Origin of the sequence: Glutamicibacter sp. NPDC127525, from assembly GCF_042672105.1 — a bacterium.
Lineage (GTDB): Bacteria > Actinomycetota > Actinomycetes > Actinomycetales > Micrococcaceae > Glutamicibacter.
On the sequence record NZ_JBHXVN010000005.1, the window covers coordinates 85,066 to 102,631 of the forward strand.

14 protein-coding genes are annotated in these 17,566 nt (G+C 56.7%); 10 read left to right on the forward strand and 4 right to left on the reverse strand.

Features of this window, described 5'->3' with window-relative positions; all coding sequences use genetic code 11:
• Positions 1-178: 178 nt before the first annotated feature.
• The 10 genes from rpmH (at position 179) to ACFVHU_RS12840 (ending at position 12,580) form a co-directional block, all read left to right on the forward strand.
• Positions 179-316 (forward strand): 50S ribosomal protein L34, encoded by a 138-nt coding sequence (gene rpmH / locus ACFVHU_RS12795; protein WP_075972541.1) that lies wholly within the window; start codon positions 179-181, stop codon positions 314-316.
• A 64-nt stretch (positions 317-380) separates the two neighbouring features.
• A complete protein-coding gene (rnpA, locus tag ACFVHU_RS12800; protein WP_105658694.1) occupies positions 381-734 on the forward strand; it encodes a ribonuclease P protein component in 354 nt (117 codons plus the stop codon).
• A complete protein-coding gene (gene yidD / locus ACFVHU_RS12805) occupies positions 734-1,111 on the forward strand; it encodes a membrane protein insertion efficiency factor YidD (protein ID WP_105662201.1) in 378 nt (125 codons plus the stop codon). The genes rnpA and yidD overlap by 1 nt, the downstream gene beginning before the upstream one ends.
• Entirely contained in the window at positions 1,111-2,085 is a 975-nt protein-coding gene (gene yidC, locus ACFVHU_RS12810) for a membrane protein insertase YidC (RefSeq protein ID WP_105658696.1), read from the forward strand. Before yidD ends, yidC begins: the two co-directional genes overlap by 1 nt.
• A 2-nt stretch (positions 2,086-2,087) precedes the next feature.
• Complete coding sequence (locus ACFVHU_RS12815; protein WP_133833763.1) at positions 2,088-2,615, forward strand: R3H domain-containing nucleic acid-binding protein; 528 nt, start codon at positions 2,088-2,090, stop codon at positions 2,613-2,615.
• Between the two features lie 46 nt (positions 2,616-2,661).
• Complete coding sequence (rsmG, locus tag ACFVHU_RS12820) at positions 2,662-3,303, forward strand: 16S rRNA (guanine(527)-N(7))-methyltransferase RsmG (RefSeq protein WP_388024723.1); 642 nt, start codon at positions 2,662-2,664, stop codon at positions 3,301-3,303.
• A 177-nt stretch (positions 3,304-3,480) separates the two neighbouring features.
• On the forward strand, positions 3,481-4,404 hold the full coding sequence (locus tag ACFVHU_RS12825) for a ParA family protein (protein WP_105658699.1): 924 nt from the start codon (positions 3,481-3,483) through the stop codon (positions 4,402-4,404).
• 198 nt (positions 4,405-4,602) lie between these two features.
• Positions 4,603-5,796, forward strand: coding sequence for a ParB/RepB/Spo0J family partition protein (locus ACFVHU_RS12830; protein WP_332486933.1), 1,194 nt, complete (start codon positions 4,603-4,605; stop codon positions 5,794-5,796).
• 2,779 nt (positions 5,797-8,575) lie between these two features.
• Positions 8,576-9,139 carry an ATP-binding protein gene (locus ACFVHU_RS12835; protein ID WP_388024725.1) on the forward strand — a complete coding sequence of 188 codons (564 nt, stop codon included), beginning with the start codon at positions 8,576-8,578 and terminating at the stop codon, positions 9,137-9,139.
• Between the two features lie 3,228 nt (positions 9,140-12,367).
• Positions 12,368-12,580: a hypothetical protein gene (locus tag ACFVHU_RS12840; RefSeq protein WP_133833767.1), complete on the forward strand. Its 213-nt coding sequence runs from the start codon at positions 12,368-12,370 to the stop codon at positions 12,578-12,580.
• Between the two features lie 112 nt (positions 12,581-12,692).
• Here the strand turns inward: ACFVHU_RS12840 and trxA are convergent, their stop codons facing one another.
• The 4 genes from trxA to murJ all read right to left on the reverse strand — a co-directional run bounded on the left by trxA (position 12,693) and on the right by murJ (position 17,557).
• Positions 12,693-13,016: a thioredoxin gene (gene trxA / locus ACFVHU_RS12845; RefSeq protein ID WP_105656613.1), complete on the reverse strand. Its 324-nt coding sequence runs from the start codon at positions 13,014-13,016 to the stop codon at positions 12,693-12,695.
• Positions 13,017-13,044: 28 nt separating this feature from the next.
• Positions 13,045-14,010, reverse strand: coding sequence for a thioredoxin-disulfide reductase (gene trxB / locus ACFVHU_RS12850; RefSeq protein WP_105656612.1), 966 nt, complete (start codon positions 14,008-14,010; stop codon positions 13,045-13,047).
• Between the two features lie 100 nt (positions 14,011-14,110).
• Complete coding sequence (locus tag ACFVHU_RS12855; RefSeq protein WP_388024726.1) at positions 14,111-15,727, reverse strand: hypothetical protein; 1,617 nt, start codon at positions 15,725-15,727, stop codon at positions 14,111-14,113.
• A gap of 126 nt (positions 15,728-15,853) precedes the next feature.
• Positions 15,854-17,557: a murein biosynthesis integral membrane protein MurJ gene (gene murJ, locus ACFVHU_RS12860; protein ID WP_286134650.1), complete on the reverse strand. Its 1,704-nt coding sequence runs from the start codon at positions 17,555-17,557 to the stop codon at positions 15,854-15,856.
• Positions 17,558-17,566: the final 9 nt, after the last annotated feature.

Genomic DNA, 17,566 nt, shown 5'->3' on the forward strand with positions numbered 1-17,566 from the left:
TGCGCGCATAGTTTTCTATTGTTATTCAGTCCTATGCGCATCTTTTTGCGACTTGCTCATTTTTGGAAGAGCCCGCGAAAAAAGCGCATTTTATAAAAAGCACGAGCGTCATCCTGTTGTTATCCAGCTAGCTAGTAACGGGTAGTACGCATCATCTAAAACGTTTTGGAGTGTCACCGTGAGCAAGCGGACTTTTCAGCCTAACAACCGTCGTCGTTCGAAGAAGCATGGCTTCCGCCTTCGTATGCGTACCCGTGCAGGTCGTGCCATCCTTTCGGCACGTCGCGGCAAGGGTCGCACCGAGCTGTCCGCATAAATTTGCGAAACAGCTCTTGGCAGCATGACTTCAACGAGCTCAGCTAAAGAGCAACCCGAAGCCGATGTTGCCTAAGAATCAGCGACTGCGCCTAGCGCAAGACCTTACAGCCACTGTACGTTCCGGCGTCCGAAGCGGACGCCGGAACGTCGTGCTATATGCACGGCACCGAGAAACCGAAGAGTTCCTTGGTGACAGGTTTGGATTCATTGTTTCCAAGGCTGTAGGTATTGCCGTTAAAAGGAATCTCACCAAACGACGAATGCGGGAAATCGCCCACGAGCTGCGGCGCGTGGACGGCGACGTCGATTTCGTCTTCCGTGCACTTCCTGGCGCCGCCGAACTCTCTTGGGAAGAACTCAACTCCCAGGTCAATTCAGCCTTCTCCGCTGTTTTGCGCAAGATTGAGGCGCGCTGATGCGTAAGGACTTAGCTCCGCGTACCGGTTTGCTGTGGTTCATCATCGATATCCCACGCAACATCGTTATCGGGCTGCTCAAGACTTACCGAAAACTCATCTCGCCACTATATGGCGATGTATGCCGATACTTTCCTAGCTGTTCTGCCTATGGGCTCGAAGCAGTGACTCAGCACGGCGTTGTCAAAGGCGCCGGATTGACCACTTGGCGGATTCTCCGATGCAATCCGTGGTCCCACGGAGGCGTCGACCACGTTCCTGAGGGACCGAGGATTTGGCCAGAAGGCAAACTGCCGAGGATCATAGTTCTGAATCATCCTGTGATTCCCGACGATGAAGACGCCGCGGAAAGCGGCCGCAAGGAGCTCGACCACTGATGAACAACTTCCTAGACACGATACTGACTCCGTTTACGTACGTAGTCTCGTGGGTTCTGTGGGCATTCCACGAACTGTTCACCGCGATTGGAATGAACGGGGATTCGGGTGTTACCTGGACCTTGTCGATCATCTTCCTCGTGCTGCTGATCCGTACTTTGCTGATCCCAGTGTTCGTCAAGCAGATCAAGTCCCAGCGCGCGATGCAGGCACTGCAGCCTGATCTGCGCAAGCTGCAGGCCAAGTACAAGGGCAAGACCGACCAGATGTCGCGCCAGGCTATGGTTCAGGAGCAGCAGGCGCTGTTCAAGAAGCATAAGACCAACCCGCTGTCTTCCTGCTTGCCCCTGCTCGTGCAGATGCCGTTCTTCTTCGCGCTGTTCCGCGTTCTGAACGAAGCCTCCCGCGCCAGCGATGATGGACGTTCGATCGGCGCTCTGTCCGCTGAGCACATCCGCAGCTTCGACAATTCCTCGATCCTGGGCGCTCCGCTGTCCGAGACCTTCTTGGGCACCATCAATTCCGGTGCCATCAACTGGGCAGTGATCATCGTTGCGGTGGTCATGATCCTTGCAATGACCGCATCGCAGTTCTTCACCCAGCGACAGCTGATGACCAAGAACATGAGCAAGGAGGCCCTCGAGGGCCCGTTCATGCAGCAGCAGAAGATGATGCTGTACATCCTGCCCCTGGTCTTCGGTATCGGTGGTATCAACTTCCCAATCGGTGTGCTGATTTACTGGACCGCTTCGAACCTGTGGACCCTGGGCCAGCAGTTCTGGGTTATCCGCAACAACCCGACCCCTGGTTCGGAAGCAGAGCGCGAACTTAACGCTCGCCGCGCCGCCAAGGGCCTGCCTCCAGTAGGCGTGAAGAAGGAAGACGCTGATGCCGCTGCCGCCGCCGCGGCAGAGCAGCAGGCCAAGGGCCAGCGTGAACAGCCGCAGCGCAAGAACCGTCGAAAGAAGAAGTAGCCATGACTGCAACTGAGAACATCGACGCACCAGAACTGGAAAACCAGATCGAAGACGACCAGGAAGTTCTGGACGAGGGCGACGTCGCCGCCGACTACCTCGAAGAGCTTCTGGACATTGCAGATCTGGACGGCGATATCGACATCGAGATCCGCGGTGGCCGCACCTACATCTCGATCCTTGCCGAGGACGCAGACGCCTCGTTGGAGAGCCTCGTAGGCAAGGATGGAGAAGTCCTCGATGCCCTCCAGGAACTCACCCGGCTGGCAGTGCTCACTGCTACCGGTGAACGTTCGCGCTTGATCCTGGATATTGCCGGCTACCGCGCAGAGCGCGCAGAACTGCTCCGCAAGATCGCTGAAGATGCTATTGCGTCGGTACGCGAAACCGGCGAGAAGACCCACTTGGATCCAATGAGCGCCTACGAGCGCAAGCTCGTGCACGACGTGATCGCCGATGCAGGACTGCACTCGGAATCCGAGGGTGAATCGACCCGACGCCATATCGTTATTTCGGTACTGGACAGCTAAGAACCATCACGCGAGAGCGTGCTGATCGACCTAAGGACCAACGACCATGACTGAGGACCTCAGCCTTACTGCAGAAGAGACCCTGGCTGCCGAGAAGATCTTCGGTGACCGCCTGGATCTTGCCAAGCGCTATGTGGAGCATCTGGCGACCTCGGGCATTGAGCGCGGGCTTCTTGGCCCACGGGAAGTACCCCGTCTGTGGTCCCGTCACGTGCTCAACTGCGCCGTGATCGAAGAGATCATGGAGAAGGACGCCGAGGTAGCCGACGTAGGCTCCGGTGCTGGCCTTCCAGGGCTCTGCTTGGCAATTGCCCGCGCGGACCTCAAATTGACGCTTATTGAGCCTCTGGAGCGCCGCTGCATCTGGCTCTCCGAGGTTATCGATGATCTGGGTCTGGACAACGTCACCGTGATGCGTGGCCGTGCAGAGCAGATGGTCGACGTCGTCAACGCACGCTATGTCACGGCCCGTGCCGTATCTGCTCTGACCAACTTGGCTGGACTGACTATTCCATTGCTACACGGACAGGGCGAGCTCATCGCCATCAAGGGCCGCTCCGCTGTCGAAGAGATCGCTAAGGCTACCAAGGCGATCCGCAAGCTTGGCGGCAGGGAAACCGAAGTGCTCACTGTGGGCGAAAGCATCCTTGCAGAGCCAACCACGGTGGTTCGCATCAAGGTTGGCTAAGGTTGACGCGATAGTCTGTTAAATAGTTATAGAAGCGAAATGGCTTTCATCCTCATAGTTTTCGAGGATGAAGCCATTTCGCAATCTGCATGACTTGTTTTGAATGTTTCACGTGAAACATTATCGGTGCACGCCATGAGCATTAGGTGCATCAATTCACGAGGAGGAGTTTTACCTTTGTCTAAGACTAAGGATTCATCGGATAGCGCGTTTGATTTCAACGACTCGTCCTCGCCTTTGGCTACTCAGATAGCTAGTGAACATCGTCGTCGCGAAGCTTTGGAGGCCCGCAAGGTGCCAATGCCTGAGAAGACCCGCTATTTCACCATTTCCAACCAGAAGGGTGGCGTAGGCAAGACGACGACCACGGTGAACCTTGCCGCCGCCCTAGCCAAGGGCGGGCTAAACGTCCTGGTCATTGATATCGACCCGCAGGGCAACGCTTCTACCGCGCTGGGCATTGAACACCACGCTGAAGTAGACAGCATTTATGACGTGTTAATCAATGATCTTCCATTGGCTGACGTAGTAGCTACATGCCCAGACTTGCCAACCCTGCAGGTCGCTCCTGCAACCATTCACCTGGCAGGCGCTGAAATCGAGTTGGTTTCATTAGTAGCCCGCGAACAGCGCCTGCAGCGCGCCCTGGATGACTACGCGCGTACCCGCCAGCGCAAGGGGCTGCCTCGCTTGGACTACGTCTTCATCGACTGCCCGCCAAGCCTAGGCCTGCTGACCGTTAACGCCTTCGTTGCCGCTCGTGAAGTTCTCATCCCAATCCAGTGCGAGTACTATGCGCTCGAGGGCCTGAGCCAGCTACTGAAGAACATTGAAATGATCCAGAAGCATTTGAACTCCAAGCTGACGGTTTCGACGATACTGCTGACCATGTACGACGGTCGCACGAATTTGGCCGCGCAGGTCGCCAACGAAGTCCGTGAGCACTTCCCAGAGCAGGTGCTCAAGGCCGTCATCCCTCGTTCGGTACGAATCTCTGAAGCGCCGAGCTACCAGCAGACCGTCATTACTTATGATCCAAATTCGACTGGTGCATTGTCGTACTCCGAAGCAGCCGTAGAGATGGCTGAACGAGGCGCGTAAGACCTTATAAATACGTTTCACGCTGGAAAAGATCATCCCCTTAGATTTTCGTTTGTTTTTCCAGATCTATCTGATGCGGATGCGAGATTCGTACGGTGAGAGCCACGGCTGACGCACTGTGCGCATCCCCGGTTCAAAGCCAAAAAACAGTAGACTAGTCTCGGGCTGAAATTTCGGATGAAAGGGCGTGCGAAGAACATGGCAGATAAGAAGCGGGGATTGGGCAGGGGACTGGGTGCCCTTATTTCCAGCTCACCGGCGACGGCGGCTCCTGAGGAAAACCAGAATGTTTCACGTGAAACAGCTCCTGTAGATCCGGCCGCGGAAGCGTCGAAGTCGCGCGCTACACGTCCTGTCGATATGTTCTTCGAACCGGGACGCAAGTCCTCGGCACCTAAGGCGCCAACCACTCCCGCAAAGCCGGCAAAGCGCGCTCGCGCAACTATGCCTGGCTTGAATACAACTCTTGGGGGAAAGAATACCTCTGCACCTCAGGAAGACGCATCAGCTGAGAAACCAGCACCTAAGAAGACCGAGCCGCAACCTGTAAAATCAGACTCTCCCGATCTTGTCGAAGTTCCTGGCGCACAGTTCGCTGAACTCGACGTCCAGCTGATTCACCCAAATCGCAAGCAGCCGCGTACCAACTTCGATCAGGAGCATATGGATGAACTCATCCATTCGATCCGCGAAATTGGATTGCTTCAACCTATCGTGGTCCGCCCTTCCCGCGAGAAAGATGACGCTCCGTATGAGCTGGTCATGGGTGAACGCCGTTGGCGCGCGACACAGGCGGCTGGCCTAGCGACTATCCCGGCCATTATCCGCGACACGCATGACACCGATCTGTTGCGCGACGCCTTGCTCGAGAACCTGCATCGCTCACAACTGAATCCACTGGAAGAGGCCGCTGCTTATCAGCAGCTTCTAGAAGAGTTCAATTGCACCCAGGAAGTGCTTTCAGAACGAATCGGACGATCCCGTTCGCAGATTTCCAATACGATTCGCTTGATGAAACTACCTCCACTCGTTCAGCGTCGTGTTGCGGCTGGCGTTCTTTCTGCCGGTCATGCGCGCGCGTTGCTAGGACTGTCGAACAACGAAGTCATCGAGCAGCTGGCTCAGCGAATCATCAATGAGGGCTTGTCCGTGCGCGCGACCGAAGAAGCAGTGGCACTGAGTGACGACAAGCCACGAAAGCCAGCAAAGAAGGCGCGAGAGACCCAGCGCAATGAACGCCTGGACTTCCTGGCAACTTCGCTCGCGGACCGCTTGGACACTAACGTCAAGATTCAGCTTGGCAGCCGCAAGGGCAAAGTCAGCATCGAGTTCGCTTCGGTGGATGATCTGAACCGCATCATGCAGGTTATTGATCCGACTATGAACTCGTAATTTCATGAACTGGCGCATGTTTCACGTGAAACATGCGCCTTTCTTGTATCTAGAGCCTGTGTTTCACGTGAAACAAATACTCCATGCGAGGTTACTGCCAACCAAGTATGAGGGCGGCACATGGAGACGAATCGTTGGTGGGTAGGAAACCGCTGCTGTCCATAAACGGATACTTAGGTGTGCCCGCATAGCTTTCGCATCAAATGGATCATGAACCACAGCAAGTGAGTATTCGACGCCTTGGGGACCACCCAATATTGCCATTGGGGGCCACTGATATTGCAGTTGGGGACCAGTACCTCCCGCGTGAAAGCCACCGGCCTCCAGCGGGTGCCACCTGATTCTGTACGGCGCCGATCTCCTCGCGTCACGTGTGTCTTCCTGCCCAGTGCCGGCTAGTACGGTGGACGTTCCGGTCCATGACCATCCTCTGCATGGCGACTGGAGTCGCCCCTTCTGCAGACACCGCGTGCAGGACACACAGGACCGGGCCGCGGTAGCGTTCCCTGGGCACGGGCCGCCTACGGAGATGCTTCCCGTCAGGGTCCCCGGACAATGGCTCCGCTATCACCGGCAGGATGTTGGCCGCCGTGCACGTCCCATTGTTGGCAGTGTCCGGCAGACTGCAGGGGCGATCGATCGGAACCGGACCTGCTCACATAGTTGCACCCGCCAGACCACCGGCAAAACGGCTCCCCGCAATGCCACTGGTGGCTCCCACGGAAAATAATCAGATTTTCCCGGGGTAGTCCCCACGTGCAATATTGCTGGCCCCCAAACAGTCAATTATTCAGCAAGCATAAAACTGATTGTTGGCATCCGCCGTTGGCTTATCAAAGAGGGAACGTACATGCCGATGGCATGAGCACGAAGTAGCCACGACGCTGTCCAGAAATGTAGAGAAAGCAGGACACACCGTACCAGGTTCGGGATTGGCACCGCATCGCTGAGCCGAGCCCTTCACCTCGCTTCGTAACCATTCTCCGATGCCTGCTCCTGAGGATCAGCGAGCCATTCAGTTTAGGTCACCGAAATGCCTCCACTTAATGAATTCTACGGAGAACGGGACGAGGATAGAACGCATGATTCGACCCGCCTGGCTGCGGGAACTACCCCAGCGGATACGGATTTGGGCCGCCAGTATTCTGCTTGGTAGGACATCCGGGGCGATAGGTGCCGCATTTGGGGCACAGTATTCCGGCTACCTTCCAGTGCGAAGGAGAACACAAGGTGCGATCAGTAGAGACACTGATGGTTTTCGCGGTCTATCCCTGCCTGGCTCTACTCCATCTAATGCGCAGTGGCATGTGTCAGCCATGCTTCTTAGTTTGTTCGAGGACTGATGTGCAAGGGAGCCAGGATGCTGTCCGCAACTGAGCACAACTCCGAAAACCTTGGACCGAGAAGCCGTATCGGGCGATTCCAAGGGTACGTTTCATCGTTCTTGCTTAGGGCAGATATGCAACGGCGTTGAGTAAGGACTGCATACAGCATGTTCTGGAACAGCAAGATCAGATAGTCAGGCATACCGTGATGACTCTCTGAGCAGCAAGGTGGGCGTATAGCGATGCCACGAGAGCCGGGAGTCGGGTAGGGGAGAGGAAGGCTCGCACGAAGGCCGTGAAGGGCCAAGGAAGGCCGCTATGGACTTATGGCAGGACCAACCGGGGGCAAGTTCGGAGGGGTGCCAACGCTAACTGAATGCTAACCATTGAACGACTTTTGAATATTCACCCCACCTGATCCATTCAACAGACATTCTGAGGGAAGGATCAATGTGGAACAGTACGCAGAGATCCGTCGACTGCATTGAGCAGAAGGCGTGCCAATAACGGCGATCTCGCGGCGACTTGGCATCGCACGTAACACCGTATGTTCAGCATTGGCAGTCACCGAGTCTGCAAATGACCTGCAGACGAAGCATGGTTCCATCGCTGACGCTTTCGAACCAGAAACCCGCAGGCTGGTCTGCGAGTATCCGCGCATGCCGGCGACGGCCATCGACGAACGAATCGAATGAACGAATTCCATCTCCACGTTGAAGAACCGGGTCGCACTGATATGTCCGGAATACACGAACGTGGGCCCTGCGGACCGGATGTTCCACGAATCAGGGCAAGCCGCGCAAGTGGATCTGTGGTTCCCCAAGCCACGGACATCTGTCGGATCCGACCAGGCTCTGATCCTGCCGGAGCTGATGATGAGGCTGTCGCATTTGAGGGTGTTCAAAGCGCTGATGATTCCTAGTTGGCAATGCCCGGATCTGAGCGTTGGGATGTGGAGCTAGAACGACGATGATGACGCGGTCCTCAAGAGCAGAATCTGGGACCGTGAATCCGCGATTCGGAAGCAAAAGGAAAGACACGGAAGTCAATTCAGTGCTTGCCGAGCCGCTGGCTAGCAGGAGCATTCTGGCTCCACCGAGAGATTCTGAGTTCAAAGAGCAAACCGAATGCAACCAGTTGCTTGAATCCTCTTTCCTTCAGAATCTCAGCAAACAGCTCGACGGGTGTCTACCGAAAGCCAATGTACACCGTTCAGCCCGATCCAGGTCCGGAGCATCGACCGGTCGCCGTAGGCTCTAGGCACAATGATCATCTCGCCTTCGATGCCATCAGTACCGGGCTCAGCCATCGGGCACGATGGAGAAGGACCTATAGCATGAGTCTGGGCCGCAATAATTAATTGGTGCATCCTTCAGACATTGGCCGGATTGTTGATTCCACGGTGACCATGGATAGAGGGTCTGCGGCCAGCCGGTGGTGGCTGATCCTCCGCGGTGCTGGACAAGCTGAATATTGGACTTTTCGAGAGCCGCCAATATTGCGGTTCTGAGCCACCCAGTATTCTGTCCGCGCGCGCCGGTGGTTGCGTCTTGCTGATGGATGAGTGGCTTTTGGATCCTCCAGCCGGCGGGTTGCTGAGAATCATCTTCGAGCTCATAGGGCGGCGGTATGACGCTGCATCCACCATTTTCTGTACGCAGTACAAGCAATCGGATTGGCGTGCCCGGCTGGACGCTGGTGCGTTGGCCGACGCGATCATGGATCATGTCGTGCACGATACGATTTGGGTTGAGACCGGTGGGCGCAACATGTGTGAGGTGTACTCTCGGCCGGAGCATCAGCCACGGGGCGTTGATTCGATGGAATCCTCGTTCAGGACTGCCTGCCGGACTGATGATCCGGCAGGTGGTTCTAAGGGAGACTATTGGGTGGATCTGAACCACAATAACGACTGGCCCAGAAGCGCAATATTGGGTGGCTCTCAAACCACCGAATATTCACAAGCACCAGATGATTACCGATCCGGCACATGTGCAGATTACTGCGTTGTGCGTTGAGCAAGATTCGACGCACAACCGTTATTTGGCCACGACCACGGCTGCGTGGTCGCGTCACGCCAGGTATCGGCCGGCAATAGAATCCCTTGCCTGGACATCCACGACTTTCATGATGACCAGTAATGCGTACTTCGGAAGAAACGATTGAGCAGTTGGCGAGAGCCATGAAAATGCCATCAATCTGTCGGACGTGCAAGTAGCATGTTGATCCAGCACATGATGAGGGATGGACTCGTGAACCTGCCGGGCCAGGACGGCGATCATCCCGACAGCTATGCTCGTGACCTGTAGAGGACCGCCATGGGCGGTGAATACTAACTCGCGTATTGCGCTGGGTGTCAAAGCCTGCCGGCAGTGGTATCCAATGCTCTTCGATGAACAGCTCTGGCTGCGCGTAAAGGTTGGTGGCGGCGCATCACGGAGGGAAATCGACTCATGAGTTGCTGCGTCTTATGCAATACAAACTGTTGATCATCGTCAAGGTGGATTACATTCCATTCGGTACTGCGGCCGTTGATGCAGCTGATCGTTATTAACAGAAGTCGGTGCTAACCAGGTCCAATCCGCCGATTGTCCGCTGGGGTGAGGCCAATGGTGACGAGGTTGATGCCTCGGCGAATACTGATTGCTTGGTTCACCCTGAGGAGAGGCTGTCTTCGCCTAACCATCCATATCGGGCGAAGAACCGTCCGGTTTGCTGACCAATGCCGAGCTGGCGTAGGGAGAATTGGACGGTACAGGTCCGATTCCGTTTGACGATAAGAAGGCGATTTTCAGTTGGTGTTGCGGGCATGACCGGAACTTCTTATGTCGAATGCGCCATGCCGTGCGATGGGGGAGTGGTACTAGCCCTTCCCGAAGCCATTACGCGCCCCCTGAGCCAGGGCACGCTGATGAGAAACAACGACTCCATTAAGATTCCTGACGCAGGTGTGGGATTAACATTGGTGCGCACCCTTGCCGAACCGACATCCAGATCTCTAGAAATCCGAGTTCGAGCTGTCATGAAATCGTGTCACCGTCTCTCGAATTTCTTGAATCGGCGACTGCGACTGGTGGGGGGGCGGAACCGCAACATGAACACTGAGAGCAGCTGCCTTGAAGCAACGTTTCACGTGAAACATGATCCAGACCACCCTTCGAACCTGCTGACGTCTGCGAAGCGAAACGTGTTTCACGTGAAACATTAACCTGACCGCCCTTTGATTGTCCTGAACTCAACGATGCGCTTGGTGTTTCACGTGAAACAACCAGAACGACCTGAAAGCACATGCAGGGTTGACGTTGCACAGAATGGAGCGGCCACGCACGACCTGGGCACCCCGCCCCCGAGATGAATAGCTAATGATGCTATACCCACTACCCGCAGGCTGACAGCCTTTGCTGAGATGAGGCATAAGAAGCTTGCTGAATACATGCGTAGGCCTGTACGAGCGCCGGAGAGGACCTGTCTGGCCGGTGCCTACGTGAGAGGACAGCGATCAGCCTGCGGCTTGCGGCGCGGACATGAGGAAGTTCGTTCCAGCGCCAAAAACCCGGCGAGCACGCACGGCGTGCAGGAAAGTAAGAGCGTCGCGAGATGCCGAGGGATAACTTGACCCTTGGTCCCATACGCGCGGAAGGTGAAGCCTGGATACGATCGTCCAACCACTTCAACGCCAGCAGCTGACAGGAGGAAATGACGCCAAGGCCCTAGGGAGGGGTCGAGCAACAGATGGCCAGAAAGCCTTAGGAGTGACTTATGAGGCTGCAGAAGCGCGTCCTAGGCGGATGTATGGGTCTCCGGGAGCCCTCTCGGGCATGAGCGGCCCGGCAGCGCTCCAGATCCCGCTCATGAGCAAGGTGAGCGAAGGGAAATCCAGAAGGATCACAACCTTCAATCCAAGAGAGTAGGAGGATTAGCGGTGAAATAGGTTCACTAGAGTCTCCGCAAACCCGGCTCAACCCGCTCCTGCTTTTGTCCCGGTTCGAAGGAACTATTCACTAGAAAAAAGCCCCAAGGTAAATAGCGCGGGAATTCGGACCAAGCTGTCCATGCACCAGCCGCGCAATAGGTAGGCATGATGCCGTGGAGTGCGAAGCCCCAGGTGCCGAAGCCCGTAGTAGTGATCAACCTAAATTTCTCAGGGTTGGAGAACTGGGCGAAGACCTCCATTAATTGAAAGGCAAGAGAACCTGAAGGAGGGAAGCGTGTGAATGAAAGAACTTATATGTGGGGTTAGTACTGGCCCTCGGGGAAACCGACTTCCCGAAAGATAGGTAGCGCGCTGTTCAGAGTTAGTTGATTGCACTAGGACCTAGTGCAGAATTGCAATGACCTGATCAGAGAGAAACCCCTCCGATCACTAGCAGATTGGAGATTCAGGCCTTCTCTTCGCGAGTCGACAGTAGGGCAACGAGCATGAGTCTAAGGCCTTTGTCCCTGATGCAGGTTCTACCGGCAAGCTTCGCCCCGATGGGTATGAACAGCTATTCAGCGATGATGTGGCTCGTTCGCTCCACGGCAATCGACCTCAGATTCATTCAATCTTCGACAGGTCGCACCTCATCATTACCCAGCGGCCCATGTGACAGTTGCGCAGTGGGTGATGACGTATCGGCACGAAACATGGTTTGGGCCGCAGCAACTGACTTACGACAACAACTCACAAGCCGAAAGATTCTGTTCTGCTTACTGCGTGCCAGTTTAGCCAGAGAACGTCCTCAGGAACTCGTTGCTGAACCGTTCGGACTTTGGAGGAGATAGCATCATGGATTCTGACGATTGACGGCGAAACAGTAGGCTCAGTGAGCAACCAGTGGATACGCGGAAGGGGAGTGCTCCGCTAATTCCCTGGAACTCCGTTAGCCCTGGCAGTTCTCACTGCGCGTTGAACCCTCCCCAATAATCAAGACCAAGAGATGCTGTTCCAGCTAAAGACGCCCATGAAAACTGAGTGTCGCGGCGACACGGGGATGCGGCAGTCGGCATGGCCTGGATTATCCATGGACAGAATTTGACGCAATTTCGACCGGAAGCGGATAGTCCCATGAGGAATTGGTTTTGGCTGCCTGTCAGAAAGCACATCCAATCAGCTAGCATGTGCGGCGTATCCGGATGCGTTTCCGCGGCCCTTCACAGTGCAGTCTGGAATTGTGGGCCGAAGTTGAAGGGCTAGAAATACGGCGATTGCGGATCGCTGAATTTTGCATAGGACATCAAGATTCAGAATTCGGGAACCTGTCTAGGTGGCCAGAGAAACGATCAAATGCGAACCCGAACTTGCCGGGTCCATTGCTGAGCATGAAATGCGCATCTTGGCTGACGGGTGCCAAAGAACTGTGCAAAGCGTCATAGAACAGAGCCAGAATAATAAAAACAAATATTTTACCTTGGATATTCGCAACAGCATGTCAAAAGGGCCTTCAGATGAAGAACCGGCTCAACCTGAGCTGGGGTAAGGCTCGGAAACCGCCAGAAAACGAAAGCAAGTGAACTTCTCGCGGCGCCACGGTTAAATAAGAAGTGGGGACCAACCTTGCGGTTGATCCCCACTTCAATCATGTTCTTGGCTTACAGGTATTCTGCGAAGTCCTTTTCGATGACAGCCTTCGGCTTGGCACCGATGGAAGTAGCGACATGCTCGCCGCCCTTGAAGACGTATACGGCTGGGATGCTGGTGATGCCGTACTTCGCGGCAATTGCCTGGTTCTCATCGACGTTGACCTTCACGACGTCGACCTTCGCAGCGTGCTCTTCTGCGATCTGATCCAGGATTGGACCGAGCTGGCGGCAAGGGCCGCACCATTCAGCCCAGAAATCGACGATCACTGGCTTGTCGGCATCCAGGACATCGGCCTGGAAGGTTGCTTCAGTTACTGCTTTTGCGTTGCTCATGAGAGACAACCCCTTTCTGAGAAAACTATTAGGCGGTAGCGAGGGTTTCGGAAACGTTGGCCAGGTAGTGCTCCACGTCCTGGGCCGCGGCGCAGCCCGAGCCGGCCGCGGTAATGGCCTGGCGGTAGGTGGAATCGATGACGTCGCCGGCGGCGAAGACACCTGGCAGCGAGGTCTTGGATGTGCGGCCTTCAACGGCGATGGTGCCTTCGGAAGTCAGCTGCAGCTGGTCCTTGACCAGATCCACGCGTGGGTCGTTGCCGATGGCCACGAAGATACCGGTGACATCCACGGTGGATTCTTCGCCGCTGGTGCGGTTCTTCACGACCAAGCCTTCGACCTTATCGGCACCGTTGATGCCGATGACTTCGGAGTCCCAGATGAATTCGATCTTCTCGTGGGCCAGGGCGCGGTCGGCCATGATCTTCGAAGCGCGCAGCTCGTTGCGGCGGTGCACGACGATGACCTTGGAGGCGAACTTGGTCAGGAACAGTGCTTCTTCCATGGCGGAGTCGCCACCGCCGATCACGGCGATTCTCTGGTCGCGGAAGAAGAACCCGTCGCAAGTGGCGCACCAGGAGACGCCATGGCCAGAGAGGCGCTTTTCGTCCTGGAGGCCCAGCTCGCGGTAGGCGGAGCCGGTGGAGACGATGACAGCACGAGCACGGTAGATGGTGCCGTCAGCCAGGGACAGTGTCTTGATTTCGCCTTCGAGGTTCATTTCGGTGACGTCGTCGAAGAGGATCTCGGCGCCGAAGCGTTCGGCTTGCTTCTGCATGTTGTCCATCAGGTCTGGGCCCATGATGCCCTCGGGGAAGCCTGGGAAGTTCTCCACGTCGGTGGTGTTCATCAGTTCGCCGCCGGCAGTGACTGAGCCGGCGATGACTAGTGGGTTCAGATTCGCACGGGCGGTGTAAACCGCGGCGGTGTAACCGGCCGGACCGGAGCCGACAATGATGACGTCGCGGATTTCGTCGTTCTGTGCTGAAGTCACGGGGGTAGAACCCTTTCGTTCTAATAATGCGAGGTGGATAGCAAGGTCTAACCTCACTATCCACCTCAACGCATTGCTTTCGTAAAAAATTCCGCTTCTATTACTTGGCGGAGAATTCACCGATCTGGAGACCGAATGGACGTGAATCATTGCCGCCGGATGCCTTGCGAGGCAGGTCGGTGATGTCCAGGAACACGTGGGTTCCTTCCATGTAGTCCTTGTCGTCGTCCTTGGCAGTTACCGATACCGAAGGACCGGAGAATGAACCCTTGGCTACCGACTTGGCATCGCCCAGGTCTTCGGATTCGCCGACGAGGATTTCGTAGTTGCCGCCGGTGCCGTTCAGGCCCTCGAGATTGACCTCGGAGATCTTGGACTTCTCGTCCAGTTCCAGGATGAAGACCATGTTGGAAGCGAAGCCGCCGAAATCAGCGGTGGTGTACGAGTACGTTGAGTAGGTGCTCGAGGCGTTGCCGTCGATCATCTGGCCCAGCTTGCCATCGGTTTCGGAGTTCAGCTGCTGATTGCCGGGAACCAGGCGGGATACGTCGTCGATCTTCGGAGCAGGCAAGGCGTCCTCGGTTGAGTCCTTTTCTTTCTCGGTCTCGGATGGCTTTTCCGGGGACTCCACGGCAGTTGGCTGCTCGCCATCGGCGGTGGTGTTCTTGTCCCCACCAAGGAAGTTGAAAGCGAACACGACTGCAACAATCAGCACGATGAGCAAGACGGCGCCAACCAGCAGGCGAGTTCCCTTGGAACCGCCTTCTTCCTCTTCCTCTTCGCCGACCTGGGGGTCCTGGGCAGGAGCATTCTTGGCAGCTGCGGGGAAGGTCGAGGCTTTCGGGGCAGCGGCAGCGGCGGCACCCGCAGCGGCGCCTGCGCCGGCTACGGCACCCGCAGCGGCGCCTGCGCCGGCTACGGCTCCAGCTGCTGCAGCCTTCTTCTTTGCCGGCTTCTCATCTTCCTCGGCAGGCTTCTGGGTAGGCTTGGCCGGCGTCTTGCCCTTGGACTGCGCAGCGGCAGCCAGGGCCGCAGTTGCGGTGACATTAGGCTCGTCTTCGTCTTCCAGGCGGGACACCTTCGGCTTGTCTTCGGCCGCTGGCTTTTCAGCTGGCGCAACCGGGGTAGCCATGGTGGCGGGAACCTGCTCATTAGGCGCAGTCTGGTCGAACTGTTCTTCTTCAGGCTGTTCCTGGTTCTTCTTGCCGAACCGGTTCTTCAGTCCTGCGAAGCCACCAGCCAAGGCGGAACCGATCTTGCCCTGCTGCTCTGGTTCGTCTTCGTACTGCAGCTGGTCGTAGTACTCGTTGTCGTCTTCGTAGGTCTCAGGGACGGCCTGGCGGGACTCGCCGAAGATCTCGGTGCCCAGGGTGTCGGTGAAGAACGGCTCAACATATGGAGCGTCGTCGGTTTCCAATACCAGGTCCAGCAGGTCCGAGGAACGCGCGGTGTTGGCGACGAGGTAGGTCTGGTTGGCATCGGTGATGCCCAGATCCAGCACCTGAACGTTCGAAGCGCGCTCGCCCATGGCGATTTCGCGTGCGCTCGTTGCCAGCTGCGATGAATTCTCCACGGAAGCCACCATGATGCTGACCGAGCGGTTCAGTACCTGGTCTACGCCACCGAGTACCAAGTCTCCTTCAGCTGATGAAAGGACACTCTCGGTTACTTGGTAGCGACCGCTGAGGACAGAGCCGACATCGATTGGCTGCGACACGTGCATCTCCAAGGGGTTGATTTTGGTTCGGTGGCGGTCCACGGACCACCACCTGCCATGTTACCGGTCAGATCAAGCTATTTGGTGCCTATTTGCCCAGAATCACTAGCAAGTTTCAGCGGACCATCAGCGATTGAGTCCCGGGATTCTGCGAAGGATCGGACCCAGGAACGACTGGAGCTCCGGGACCTTGGTTTTGTACAGCAAGCCAATGAAGACGATGCCCATCACCAGCGCGACAATAGCCACCGAAACCAGGGCGCTGAATACGGAGTCGTAGGCGAATCCGAAGTTGAATCCACCCAGCAACCAGAGCGCGATGCATCCAATGATGGAGGAGAGCGTAGCCATCCAACCGACTCGAATGTAGGTGTCGATGACAGAGGAAACACCGTAGTTGCCGTAGCGGCGCTTGATCAGATAGTGGGTGCCGATGCAGGTCAGCACGTTGGTCAAGCCGTAGATGAAGGCAATGGCGGCGGCGATATGCAGCGGATCGACCACGGCTGCAGCGGCGAACGCCAAGATCAATCCGAGCCCGGCGGTGGCCGACTGGATCAGCATCGGGGTGCGGGTATCCTCCTCTGCGTAGAAGACACGCAGCATGAAGAACTGCAAGGACTTGAACGGCAGCCCAAGCGCGGTGAGCACCAGCAGCTGCCCGAGAGCGCCCGCGGCCTGCGCAGCATTCTCGGAGTTGCCGGCAAAGAGCCTGCCTAGCGGTCCGGCCAGCACGATGAAGACCAGCGTGCAGAACACGATAGGGATTGCGGTGGAGCGCATGCCCTGATTGAGCAGCTTGCCAACATCCTTGCGGCGGTTCTCGGTGAAAGCCCGGGCGAAGTCGTTGAACAGCACGGTGGCGACGGTCAGCGCGAACAGGGAGTGCGGCAGCACGGTGATCAACTGCGAGGTGTTCAACGCGTACTCGCCGGCTACCGAGGCGGCCTGTTCGGGAGGCAGCTGCGCTCGAGCCGCGGTAGCTCCGGACACGATCTTGGAGTACACCAGCGAGGAGAGATTGCCGATCACCATGGCCGCCAGGGTCCAGATCGCCAGCTTGCCCACGTGGCGCAGTCCCATGCCGCGCCATTGGAAGTCCAGTGTCAGTTTCAGCCCGGTCTTCTTCAGTGGCCAGAACAGCGCCACCGACTGCAATACGATACCCAAGGTGGCACCGCCAGCCAGCCACATGGTCTTGACGCCGCTCCAATCCTGCATCGGGTCGCCCGAAGAGTAGGCGCCGAAAGTCAGGATGAAAGCGCCAATGACGATCAGCTGGATGATGTTGTTGACCGCAGGAGCCCACATGAATGCGGCAAAGCGGCCATTCGCGTTCAGCACCTGGCCCAGCACTGCGTAGAGCCCATAGAAGAAGATCTGCGGCAGCGACCAGTAGGCAAAGGCCGTTCCCAACGCGATCATGGGCTCGGTCCAGTTATTGGTGAGCACTGTGATCAATGGCCTGGCGCAGAGCGTGAGGATCAGAGTCAGGATACCCATGCCCACGACGGTCAGCGTCACCAATTTCGACGTGTACGCGGCGCCGCGGTCCTTCGCCTTGGAGGCCTTGATCAGCTGCGGGATCAGCACGACGTTGAAAATGCCGCCGGCCAGCAGCATGTAGATGATAGTCGGGATGATATTGGCTTTTTCAAAGATGTCAGCCACCGAGGTGACCGAACCAATGGCCATCGCCAGCAAGGCCGTGCGCACGAAGCCCAGCAAGCGGGAGACCATCGTGCCGGAGGCCATCAGGGCATAGATCCTGGAGCGCGAGCCAACAGGCTGAGCTGCCTGCTGCGGGGGAGGTCCGGCGACTACGTCCATGGCTCCGGT